The organism is Metabacillus sp. YM-086 (assembly GCF_048059995.1).
Classification (GTDB): Bacteria; Bacillota; Bacilli; order Bacillales; family Bacillaceae; genus Metabacillus; species Metabacillus litoralis_B.
Genome location: NZ_JBLUOI010000043.1, coordinates 34,009 through 45,222 on the forward strand (window position 1 = coordinate 34,009; position 11,214 = coordinate 45,222).

The following is an 11,214-nucleotide window of genomic DNA, read 5'->3' on the forward strand; positions in this document are numbered from 1 at the left end:
CTCCTAACGTTTATCGATAGCTTTAACTAATATATCTCCAATAAATTGGATAATAAACACAATAATTAAGATAAAAATGGTTGCTACAATGGTTACTTCAAAATTATTACGCTGGAATCCTTCTCGATAAGCAAGGTCACCAAGACCTCCAGCACCTACTACTCCGGCCATAGCTGTATAACCAACCAATGCGATTGCAGTAACTGTAATCCCTGAAACCAAAGCTGGTAAAGATTCCGGTAATAGTACTCTCAACATAATTGTCGACGTTTTTGCTCCCATCGATTTAGCTGCTTCAATAACACCTTTGTCAACTTCCCTTAAAGCAAGCTCAACCATCCTTGCGTAAAATGGAGCGGATCCAATAATTAGTGCGGGTAAAGCAGCATTTTCTCCCAGAATTGACCCAACTACAACTTTAGTGAAGGGTAAGAGTAAAATAACAAGGATAATAAACGGAATTGACCGAAATATATTTACGATTCCAGATAAAATTGTATTAAGTATACTGTTACCCCAGATATTGCCTTTTGAAGTTAAGAATAAAAGTAAACCAAGTATAATTCCTAAGAAAAAAGTGACGACAACCGAAACTCCTGTCATGTAAGTTGTTTCATAAGTTGCCTCCCATACTTTTTCCCATTTTACATTTGGAAGAAACTGATTAAGCATTCGCCAGCACCTCCACTTCTACTTGTTGTTCTCCAATATAAGCAACTGCACGGTTAATTTCATCAAGATCTCCATCTATATGCAAAAATAATGAACCATAAGAGCCATTTTGCGTTTGTGAAATTTTACCTTGTACAATATTCACTTCAATATTAAATTTCCTAATAATATTGCTAATCAATGGTCTTTCTGTACCTTCACCAACAAATGTTAGCTGAAGTACTTTTCCAGAACGATAATTTTCTAGTAGTAGGTCAATTGCTTCCTTCGTATCATCCGGCTCTGAGATTTGTTTAACGAACGTTTTTGTTATAGGTTTCTGAGGGTTTCTGAAAACATCCAATACATTTCCTTGTTCAACCACTTCACCATTTTCCATAACAGCTACTCGATGACAAATTTTACGAATGACATGCATTTCATGTGTAATTAATACGATTGTTAAGCCTAGTCGTTTATTAATATCAACAAGCAGGTCTAGAATTGAATCTGTTGTTTGGGGATCAAGTGCTGATGTAGCTTCATCACATAATAAAACCTTGGGATTATTCGCTAACGCTCTGGCAATCCCAACACGTTGTTTTTGACCACCACTAAGTTGAGAAGGGTATGCATTCTCTCTTCCTTCCAGTCCAACCAGCTTAATAAGCTCATCAACACGTTTAAGTCGTTTCGCTTTACTTACTCCTGCAATTTCTAAAGGAAATGCAATATTCTCTCTCACTGTTCTTGACCACAATAAGTTAAAGTGTTGAAAGATCATGCTTATTTCTAAGCGTGCTTTACGCAACTTTGTACCAGAAATTGAGCCAATCTGACTACCTGCCACAACGACTTCCCCACTAGTTGGTTTTTCTAGTCCATTTAACAAACGGATCAATGAACTTTTTCCGGCTCCACTATATCCTATAACTCCGAATATTTCACCTTTTTTAATTTCAAGGTTTACATTGTTAACAGCTTGAACAGAGCCGCTCTTTGTTTTATAAACTTTATTAACATTTGATAATGTTATCATTTTGTCACCTTCTTCCTTTATTCCTTTACTATTTTCTACCGTTCATTTTTTTACATATAAAAAACCTTCCTGCAAAATGAGCAGAAAGGCGCTTGAATACCTTTCTCTCATCTCTCAAAGCATCTGCTTTGTGTGAATTGGCACCATTTCAGAATGAACTGATGGTTGCCGGGCTTCATCGGGCACTTCCCTCCACCTCTCTTGATAAGAGTTAAATATTTGATTGTCTTTTTAAGTACGATTGTGATTGTATCATGTGTTGAAAATCAATGTCAATTATTTATTTTCTTAAAATAGCTTACTTTTTTCACTGTGATTTTACATTTCAAATATGAAAAGGGTTGCATTTATCTGCAACCCCTTTCAATATTATACAATAAATAATATTATTAGAATATTTCATTAATTAAGAATTTACTTTCTCCATTCCTTTTACACCTGTTGCTTCAAAAATAGCTTGATCTAAATCTTCTATTAAATCCTCTATATGTTCAATTCCTACTGATAAGCGGATCAAATCTTCTGTTACACCAGATTTCTTTAAATCTTCAACGCCTAGTTGTTGATGAGTTGTACTCGCAGGATGAATGATTAAGCTTTTCGCATCTCCAACATTTGCTACATGTGACCAAAGTTCAACGTTGTTAATAAGAGCTGCACCAGCCTCTCTTCCGCCCTTGATACCGAATACTACTACAGAACCAGCACCCTTAGGTAAGTATTTAGCAGCTAAGTCCTTCGCAGGGTGTTGGCTATTTTCAGGGTATAGAACCCACTCAACAGCTGGGTGACTTTCTAAATATTGCACCATTTTCCTTGCATTTGATACATGTTCCTTCATACGGACATGAAGGGTTTCTAGACCAAGATTAAATTGAAAGGCATTGTATGGGCTAATCGCTGGGCCTAAATCTCTTAATAACTGAACTCTCGCTTTAATAATATACGCTTGTTCTCCTAATGCTTCAGCATAAACTAAATCATGATAGCTAGGATCAGGAGTTGTAAACCCAGGGAATTTTGGACTATTCCAGTCAAATTTACCTCCATCTACAATGACTCCACCAAGAGTTGTACCATTCCCAAGCAACCATTTTGTTGCAGAATGAACAACAATGTCGGCACCATGATCGATAGGTCTGCATAGATACGGTGTGGCAAATGTGTTATCCACAATCAATGGAATTCCAGCTTCATGAGCAATTTCAGCAACTGCCTCGATATCAAGAACATCTAAGCTTGGATTTCCAATTGTCTCTGCAAAAATAGCTTTTGTTTTCGGAGTAATAGCAGATCGGAAATTTTCCGGATTCTTTGGATCAACAAAAACCGTATTGATTCCGTACTTTGGTAATGTGTTAGCAAATAAGTTATATGTACCTCCATATAATGTAGAGGCTGATACGATTTCATCACCAGAACCAGCTAGGTTTAAAACTGACAATGTAATCGCTGCCATTCCACTTGCTACAGCTAAACTTCCGATTCCACCTTCCAGTTCAGCAATTCTTTCTTCAAAGACAGATGAAGTTGGATTATGAATTCTTGTATAAATATATCCAGGCTCCTTTAATCCAAATAAATTTGCCGCATGCTCGGTATTTTCAAATAAATAAGCATTTGATTGATAAATTGGAACAGCTCTTGCACCTGTCATTGAATCTTTCTTTAACCCTCCATGAATGGTTACCGTTTCTGGGCGATAAAGTTTCTCTTTCATCTTCTTCCTCCTATTATACATTCTTAATGTCTACTAATAGGTGTGATAACAAGATGTAGTATTCTTTCCTAGACTACTTTAATGGTAATAGAAGTTGTGTTTGAAGTATATAAGAATTTTTAAGTTTAGATTAATTTAATTAAAGCCTCTAGCCTAAGAAAATCTCGATATGAGCCTTTTATTGATAATTTCCCAAACGATATAAGTTGCTTTAAACTTATCGGATGAAGAAAAACCTCTTCTAAGTCTGATTCTTCTCCTTCTATAACAAAATCAACATGAACTGGTTGAATCGATAATAGTTTTGATTCACTTGATGAAAGTTCTAAAAAATGACTCCCTTTATCTGTTGAACGAAATTCTACAATTAATTTTCGTTTTAAAAGAATGGGTGTTATTAAATTTCCTTTATTCAAGCTTGAGACAAAAGTTGTTAAAAACATAAAAAGAATCCTCCCGATCTCAACAAGGTTATGTTTATATAACTTCATTGAAGGTCGAAAGAATCCTCTATAAATAACTCGACAGTTTCTGCTTTTCTTTCGTAAAATCAGTCTATTTCCCGAGAAATATGTCAAATTAGCAGGCATATTGTTTGATTAAGTCAAAAAGATGTGTGACAGATTGGAAAGCATATACTTTTTCTTTCATTTCACCGTTCTCAGTAATAATTAGGCAAGGTACACTCTCAATTCCTAATCGTTTCGCATCTTCAGGATAATAATTTAGATTTACGGAGTAAATGTCCAAAGTGGGGATCATTTCATCAACGACCGTTAACATTTTCTTCGCTACTTGACATGTCCCACACATTGGTGTGTAAAGGTACGTAATTTGAATACCCTTTTTAGGAAGGGTGAGCTCCTTTTCTTTCCATTCAATCATAAAACTAACTCCATATCCCTTCTAAAGGAATTTTGCGTTTACATCTATATTTGCACTTAGCAAAACAGATGCTACATGGTGATCCGGTGCTGTTGCAACTTCACGATATGCCCGATCAATGTATAGATGAGAGGCTTCAGGAAATTCTCGTTTAAATAATTTTCTCAATCGTTCACCAGCATCATCTGAATCAACTAATATATAAACTTCCTTTAAGAATAATTCATCAATTAGCTCATCCATTTTTGTTATGCTAATTGTTCCATTTGTACAGATTATTTCTATTGGTTCAGTTACTACATTTAAAACCTTTTTCTTATCTGATTTTCCTTCAACAATTAATACTTTTTCAACCTCAACTAACGACATAGCCATCACCTATTTTTAATGTAAGTAAAAGTCTTTATATATAACCTATTCGATTTGTCGAGGTTGTTTCCCTTTATTTTATGTTTTTTCTAAATAGCTGTTATCTTTGTTGTTAATTGCGTTTACTCGTAAGACTGGTCCGTTCCATTGCGCTCCACTATCGTTTTAAAAAATAGTGTTCAAAAACAAAATCATTACGAAACAACTTAAAATTAAAAATCACAAAGCTACTTAGAAAAGCATGATAAGAAACGACCTGTTTAATTGCAAAAGAGCAGTGGAGATTCCACTGCTGCTTTATTAACACCAACCATTTTCATAGTCACAATCGACGTATTTTTGGTCTGGTCCTGTTACAACATCTGCAACTTGGTAAAAGCGGTTATTATTGAATTCATATCCCGCTTTTAAGTCATAATTATTTTCTGAGACCATTTGGCCAATTCTTTCTTTTTCCAGATAAAGATTTAATTGCCCATCTCCAAATTTTCCTACAACTCGATCAGTAATATCTAATTGTTGTTTTTGAATTGTCATATGGACACCCTCCTTTATCTACTTATAGAATGTCCATAATTCACGATATCATGCTAATTAGTCTTGATTTGTCATTTCCTCATATTGCTCAGCTGTCATTAACTTTTCAATGTCAGCAGGGTTTGCAGGTTCAATGACGATCATCCATGCTTTTTCGTAAGGTGAATCATTAACGAATTCTGGACTATCATCAAGATTTTCATTAATTTCTACAACTTTCCCACTAATTGGTGCATATAATTCAGATACTGTTTTTACTGACTCAACGCTTCCAAATGGCTCGTCCGCTTGAAGTTCATCACCAATTTCTGGTAATTCAACAAATACGATATCCCCAAGCTCTGATTGTGCAAAATCCGTGATACCGATACGCACCTTATCTCCTTCTACTTTTACCCACTCATGTTCTTCTGAATAACGCAGTTCTTTAGGTGTGTTCATGTCTTCATACCTCCAGGAATATTTACAAATTTCAGCTTAATCATCTTTGTTTTAACAGTTTTCCGTTAACTATGCAATAACTAACTTCTATTTATTCCAAATTTCGCCAAATTGCTCTTCTTTAAAGCCAACTGTAGCATGTTCATTACCAACTGTAAGAGGACGTTTAATAAGCATTCCTTCACTTGCTAAGAGTTGAAGCATTTCATCCTCTGACATTGATGCAAGTTTATCTTTAAGCCCAAGTTCACGATATTTTTGTCCACTTGTATTAAAGAATTTTTTAAGCTCTAGTCCACTTTTTTTGTAAATGCTTTCTAGCTCTTCTTTATTTGGTGGGTTTTCAACGATATGTATTTCATTAAATTCTACATTATGATCTTCAAGCCATTTTTTAGCTTTACGACACGTCCCACATTTAGGATACCAGTAAAAATTCAGTGCCAAGTTTTTCACCTCTTTGCTCCTAATAATCAAACTTTCCAATTAAGGAATATTTTTCTCTATCTTATCATATATCATCATTCCCGCCTAATTAGAAATAATTAAATTTCAAGGCTCAAATTTAACTTTTATCTTATTTGGTTGAGAATTAGAAGGCACTGAACATTGCTCTTTATTGATTGAAAACAGGTTGAAGGAGGCAATGATATCATTGCCTCCTGAAAATTAAGCTAGATATGCATTTTTATCGATAATTGCTGCTGCAATCTCTCTTTTCTTGCCAATTACATTAATTGGAGTGTGACGTGTAAATTTACGTAATGCTGACATCATCATTCGTAGAGAATCACCTGACTCAACCGCAATTAATGATTCTTTTGCATGTGCTTCAATTTCATTGAAGGCTTCTTGGCAATATACTTGTGTATAAAGAAGCTTTTGTTTGTTTTTCTCTTCACCGTTCTTAGCAATTGCTTTTTCAGTACGTAAAATCGCTGACTCCATCGCATATACATTGCTTACAATATCAGCAATATTTACAAGAACCTCTTGCTCTTTTTGTAATTCTTTTCCGTACTTTTGTGCTGCTAAACCAGCAATTAAAATGCCGATTTTCTTTGCATTTTTTAATAAGTACTTTTCTTGTTCTAGTGTCCCTTCTCCGACCTCTTCAGGCATAAGCATCATCAGCTCTTCTTGTAAACTTTGCGCTTTTTGGAATAAAGGTAGTTCACCTTTCATAGCTTTTCGTAAATAGGTTCCTGGTACTAGTAGACGGTTGATCTCATTTGTTCCTTCAAAAATACGGTTAATACGAGAATCGCGATAAACACGCTCAACTTCATATTCTGCCATGAATCCATAACCACCGTGAATTTGAACAGCCTCATCTACGACATAGTCTAGTGTTTCAGAACCAAATACTTTATTTAATGAACATTCAATAGCATACTCAGCAATAGATTCTGCGACTTCTTTTCCGTTTTTAATTTCCTCATCAGTTAACCTACTCATACGGTCTTCGAATAGGCCAACGGTGCGATAAACTGAACTTTCCATCGCATATGTTTTCGCTGCCATATTTGCAAGTTTTTCCTGAATAAGAGAGAAGCTTGAAATTGGTGTTTTGAACTGTTGACGCTGGTTCGCATATTGAACAGCTACATCTATTAAGCGCTTTGCTCCACCAATTGTTCCAACTGCTAGCTTATAACGACCAATGTTCAAGATATTAAAGGCAATCACATGTCCTTTACCTAACTCACCTAATAAGTTCTCTTTTGGCACTAGAGCATCTTCTAGGATAACTGTTCTTGTTGAAGATCCTTTTATTCCCATTTTCTTTTCTTCAGGACCTGTTGAAACACCTGGAAAATCTCTCTCTACAATGAATGCTGAGAAATGTTCACCATCTACCTTTGCATAAACAACAATAACATCTGCAAAACCGGAGTTTGTGATCCATTGTTTTTCACCGTTTAACACATAGTGAGTGCCTTCTGCATTAAGTCTAGCTGTTGTTTTAGCACCAAGTGCGTCTGACCCTGAGCTTGGCTCTGTTAATGCATAAGCTGCAAGTGTTTCACCAGAAGCAAGCCCTGGTAAGTACTTTTTCTTTTGTTCTTCATTACCAAATAACACGATTGGTAATGAACCAATTCCTACGTGAGCACCAAAAGATAAAGAGAAACTTCCAGCTCTTGAAATCTTTTCAGTAATTAAAGCAGAGCTGATTTTATCTAATCCAAATCCGCCATACTCCTCAGGTACATCTGCCCCTAATAAACCAAGTTCCCCCGCTTGCTTTAAAAGCTTAACAGATTTATCAAATTCATGATTTTCAATATCTTCAAGATGTGGAAGCACTTCATTAACCGCAAAATCCTCCGTTGTTTTTGCAATCATTTTGTGTTCATCTGTAAAATCCTCAGGAGTAAAAACTCGATCATATGAAACATCTTCAATTAAAAAGCTTCCACCTTTAATCACTGCATCTGTTGCTTTTGACATGAAAATTCCCCCATTAACATTTATTTGAATAACTGCTATTTAGAAAGTAGAACTTGAAACAATCGTTTTTTTCGATTGCTCATCTGTTGTCGTTAATACTTACAATAATTCAAATACCCCTGCAGCACCCATTCCGCCACCAATACACATTGTTACGACACCAAATTGTTCATTTCTTCTTTTCATTTCATGGATTAATGAAAGAGTTAACTTTGCACCAGAACATCCAAGTGGATGACCAAGTGCAATTGCTCCACCGTTTACATTCACTTTATCTTCGTCAAGTCCTAGCTCTCTAATAACTTGAATGGATTGAGAAGCAAATGCTTCATTTAATTCAAATAAGCCAATATCTGAAAGCTCCAAGCCTGCGTATTTTAAAGCTAAAGGTACAGCAGCAACTGGACCAATTCCCATAATTTCAGGAGGAACTCCGGCAACAGCAAATGACCTAAACTTCACCAATGGTTGGTAGCCAAGAGATTGAGCTTTTTCCCGATCCATCAGCATAACAGCTGCAGCTCCGTCACTTGTTTGTGAAGAATTACCTGCTGTGACAGACCCTTTTACTGAAAATGCCGGCTTTAATGTAGCAAGTACTTCTGAAGTTGTGTTTGCTCGAACACCCTCATCCTGATTGAACGTAACAACCTTTTCATGTAATTTATGATCAGGTCCAACTGTTCTTACTGGTACATCTACAGGAACAATTTCATCATCAAATTTTCCTTCTTTAATTGCATTTGCCGCTCTTTGATGACTTCTTACTGCAAAAGCGTCCTGCTCTTCACGTGTGATACCATATTTTTTGGCAACAGCTTCAGCAGTGTGTCCCATGCCCATATAATATTCTGGAGCTTCTTCAGCTAGCTTTGCATTTGGCCTGACAACATGCCCCATCATTGGAACAAGGCTCATAGATTCAGCTCCACCTGCAATGGTTGTTTCTGAATGACCTAGCATAATTTTTTCAGCCCCATAGGCGATACTTTGTAACCCGGACGAGCAATAGCGATTTATTGTGATCGCAGGAACTGTATAAGGGAGACCGGCTAAAGCCCCAATGTTTCTTGCCATATTTAATCCCTGCTCTGCTTCGGGCATTGCACAGCCTATAATGAGATCATCAATATTCCCGTCATAATCCCCTGCTCTTTTTAATGTTTCCTTTACAGCTAATGCTCCCAAATCATCAGGTCGCATGTTTGCTAACGTACCTTTTTTCGCTCTTCCTACAGGTGTTCTGGCACCTGCCACAATAACTGCTTCTCTCATTCTACTAACCTCCCTTTCTTACAGTATTAGTTTCTAAGTGGTTTGCCTTTTAAAAGCATATGCTGCATACGTTGCTGTGACTTCCCTTCAGCTACTAAGCTTAAAAATGCTTGTTTTTCTAAATCCAGCAAATATTGCTCATCTACTTCTGTACCGAATGGAACCTTACCTCCTGCGATAACATAGGCAAGTTTCTTTGCGATTTTTAAATCATGATCTGAAATATATCCGGAAAGATGCATGGATTGGGCACCGAGTAAAAGAGTCGCATAGCCCGTTTCTCCCACTACAGGTACTTTGTTGCGGACAGGTGGTTGATATCCGTTATCGTAAAGCTCAATGACTCTTTGTTTTGCATCGTATAATAAGTGATCACTATTCACACTGATGTTGTCACGATTGTTTAGGAACTGATTTTTTCTTGCCTCTGCTGCAGAAGTCGATACTTTTGCCATGGCAATTGTTTCAAAGACTTTGTTAGCAACTGATTGTAAATCAAAGTCTGCTCCCTTAGGCATGTTGCTTAATTGCTTTATATAAAGCTCTTTGTTTCCGCCACCACCTGGAATCAGTCCTACCCCAACTTCTACTAATCCCATATATGTTTCACTTGATGCTTGAATGCTACTTGCCGGTAAGCATATCTCCGCTCCACCGCCTAATGTCATGCCGAATGGTGCAGCCACGACTGGTTTTTTGCTATATTTTATTTTCATCATTGCTTGCTGAAATTGATGAACGACCATTTCAATTTCAAAGATATTATCATCCTGTGCCTCCATTAAGATCATGCCTAAGTTGGCTCCAACACAGAAGTTTTTACCTTGATTTCCAATAACAAGTCCTTTGTAGTTCTTTTCAACTTCATCAACTGTAAAATTAATCATTTGGATAATATCTAACCCAATTGCATTGCTTTGTGAGTGAAACTCGAGCAACGCAACGTCATTACCTAAATCAATAAAGCTTGCACCACTATTTTTCTTAATAACACCATTTATTTGTTTATGTGTCTTTAAATTAATCACTTTAGGGTTTTGTCTTACTTGTCGATACTCACCATTGTTATAGAAGAAAAGAACCCCATTCTCTTCTCTGTAGAATGTTCCAAAGCCCTTTCCAAGCATTTCTTTTACCCAACTTGGTACTTGAACACCTTGCTGCTCCATTAATTCAACTGATTTTTCTACACCAATTGCATCCCACAGCTCAAACGGACCAGCCTCCCAGCCAAATCCCCATTTCATTGCTTGGTCAATTGCGACAATATCATCAGCAATTTCACCTAGTAGCTGGGCAGAATAAACTAGTGTTGGTACGGTGATGCTTCTTAACAATGCACCCGCTCGATCATCGCTATAAATAAGCGCTTTCAATTTATTTGGTAAGCCTTTAGCCTGCTTTGCAAGTTCTACAGATGCTGCCTGCAATCTCTTTTTCTCTTCATATTCAAATGTTTCAGGGTTTAATTCTAGAATTGTTTTTCCTTCTTTTTTATAAAATCCTTGACCGCTTTTACTGCCAAGCCATTTATTATCAAGCATTTTTTCTAAAAAGCCGGGAAGTTCAAATACTGCTTTTTCTTGTCCATCCACTTGCTCATGTACATTTTTCGCCACGTGTGCAAATGTGTCCAAACCTACTACATCAAGTGTTCGGAAAGTAGCACTTTTTGGTCTACCGATAATTGGTCCGGTAATAGAATCAACCTCACCAACACTATAACCGCCTTTTAACATTTCTTGGACTGTTACTAGTAAGCCATATGTTCCAATTCGGTTTGCAATAAAGTTAGGCGTGTCCTTTGCTTCTACAACACCTTTTCCTAACACATCTTCACCAA

Annotated in this window: 12 protein-coding genes and 1 riboswitch; all 12 genes read right to left on the reverse strand. The window is 36.6% G+C overall.

Features of this window, described 5'->3' with window-relative positions; all coding sequences use genetic code 11:
* Window positions 1–3 precede the first annotated feature (3 nt).
* Window positions 4–672 carry a methionine ABC transporter permease gene (locus ACEWK1_RS17385; protein WP_098796439.1) on the reverse strand — a complete coding sequence of 223 codons (669 nt, stop codon included), beginning with the start codon at window positions 670–672 and terminating at the stop codon, window positions 4–6.
* Window positions 665–1,690 (reverse strand): methionine ABC transporter ATP-binding protein, encoded by a 1,026-nt coding sequence (locus ACEWK1_RS17390; RefSeq protein WP_098796456.1) that lies wholly within the window; start codon window positions 1,688–1,690, stop codon window positions 665–667. The genes ACEWK1_RS17385 and ACEWK1_RS17390 overlap by 8 nt, the downstream gene beginning before the upstream one ends.
* A gap of 104 nt (window positions 1,691–1,794) precedes the next feature.
* Window positions 1,795–1,901: riboswitch (SAM riboswitch) on the reverse strand.
* A 195-nt stretch (window positions 1,902–2,096) separates the two neighbouring features.
* Window positions 2,097–3,410 (reverse strand): O-acetylhomoserine aminocarboxypropyltransferase/cysteine synthase family protein, encoded by a 1,314-nt coding sequence (locus ACEWK1_RS17395; protein WP_098796438.1) that lies wholly within the window; start codon window positions 3,408–3,410, stop codon window positions 2,097–2,099.
* A 125-nt stretch (window positions 3,411–3,535) separates the two neighbouring features.
* Window positions 3,536–3,853: an SCP2 sterol-binding domain-containing protein gene (locus ACEWK1_RS17400; protein ID WP_098796437.1), complete on the reverse strand. Its 318-nt coding sequence runs from the start codon at window positions 3,851–3,853 to the stop codon at window positions 3,536–3,538.
* 136 nt (window positions 3,854–3,989) lie between these two features.
* On the reverse strand, window positions 3,990–4,295 hold the full coding sequence (locus ACEWK1_RS17405; RefSeq protein ID WP_098796436.1) for a thioredoxin family protein: 306 nt from the start codon (window positions 4,293–4,295) through the stop codon (window positions 3,990–3,992).
* Window positions 4,296–4,316: 21 nt separating this feature from the next.
* Window positions 4,317–4,664, reverse strand: a complete 348-nt coding sequence (locus ACEWK1_RS17410) for a toprim domain-containing protein (RefSeq protein WP_098796435.1) — start codon at window positions 4,662–4,664, stop codon at window positions 4,317–4,319.
* Window positions 4,665–4,964: 300 nt separating this feature from the next.
* Window positions 4,965–5,201 carry a YusG family protein gene (locus tag ACEWK1_RS17415; protein WP_098796434.1) on the reverse strand — a complete coding sequence of 79 codons (237 nt, stop codon included), beginning with the start codon at window positions 5,199–5,201 and terminating at the stop codon, window positions 4,965–4,967.
* 57 nt (window positions 5,202–5,258) lie between these two features.
* Window positions 5,259–5,642, reverse strand: a complete 384-nt coding sequence (gene gcvH, locus ACEWK1_RS17420) for a glycine cleavage system protein GcvH (RefSeq protein ID WP_098796433.1) — start codon at window positions 5,640–5,642, stop codon at window positions 5,259–5,261.
* Window positions 5,643–5,729: 87 nt separating this feature from the next.
* Window positions 5,730–6,089 (reverse strand): arsenate reductase family protein, encoded by a 360-nt coding sequence (locus ACEWK1_RS17425; RefSeq protein ID WP_251397687.1) that lies wholly within the window; start codon window positions 6,087–6,089, stop codon window positions 5,730–5,732.
* Between the two features lie 222 nt (window positions 6,090–6,311).
* Window positions 6,312–8,096 carry an acyl-CoA dehydrogenase family protein gene (locus tag ACEWK1_RS17430; protein WP_212137626.1) on the reverse strand — a complete coding sequence of 595 codons (1,785 nt, stop codon included), beginning with the start codon at window positions 8,094–8,096 and terminating at the stop codon, window positions 6,312–6,314.
* 99 nt (window positions 8,097–8,195) lie between these two features.
* Entirely contained in the window at window positions 8,196–9,371 is a 1,176-nt protein-coding gene (locus ACEWK1_RS17435; protein WP_098796430.1) for an acetyl-CoA C-acetyltransferase, read from the reverse strand.
* A gap of 26 nt (window positions 9,372–9,397) precedes the next feature.
* Window positions 9,398–11,214, reverse strand: a 1,817-nt coding sequence (locus ACEWK1_RS17440) for a 3-hydroxyacyl-CoA dehydrogenase family protein (protein ID WP_416636540.1), incomplete at its 5' end; no start/stop codon positions are given.

Excerpts from the sequence above, each read along its gene's own strand:
- ACEWK1_RS17385 (WP_098796439.1), bottom strand. The coding sequence starts at position 672 with ATGCTTAATCAGTTTCTTCCAAATGTAAAATGGGAAAAAGTATGGGAG.
- ACEWK1_RS17390 (WP_098796456.1), bottom strand. The coding sequence starts at position 1,690 with ATGATAACATTATCAAATGTTAATAAAGTTTATAAAACAAAGAGCGGC.
- ACEWK1_RS17395 (WP_098796438.1), bottom strand. The coding sequence starts at position 3,410 with ATGAAAGAGAAACTTTATCGCCCAGAAACGGTAACCATTCATGGAGGG.
- ACEWK1_RS17400 (WP_098796437.1), bottom strand. The coding sequence starts at position 3,853 with ATGTTTTTAACAACTTTTGTCTCAAGCTTGAATAAAGGAAATTTAATA.
- ACEWK1_RS17405 (WP_098796436.1), bottom strand. The coding sequence starts at position 4,295 with ATGATTGAATGGAAAGAAAAGGAGCTCACCCTTCCTAAAAAGGGTATT.
- ACEWK1_RS17410 (WP_098796435.1), bottom strand. The coding sequence starts at position 4,664 with ATGTCGTTAGTTGAGGTTGAAAAAGTATTAATTGTTGAAGGAAAATCA.
- ACEWK1_RS17415 (WP_098796434.1), bottom strand. The coding sequence starts at position 5,201 with ATGACAATTCAAAAACAACAATTAGATATTACTGATCGAGTTGTAGGA.
- gcvH (WP_098796433.1), bottom strand. The coding sequence starts at position 5,642 with ATGAACACACCTAAAGAACTGCGTTATTCAGAAGAACATGAGTGGGTA.
- ACEWK1_RS17430 (WP_212137626.1), bottom strand. The coding sequence starts at position 8,096 with ATGTCAAAAGCAACAGATGCAGTGATTAAAGGTGGAAGCTTTTTAATT.
- ACEWK1_RS17435 (WP_098796430.1), bottom strand. The coding sequence starts at position 9,371 with ATGAGAGAAGCAGTTATTGTGGCAGGTGCCAGAACACCTGTAGGAAGA.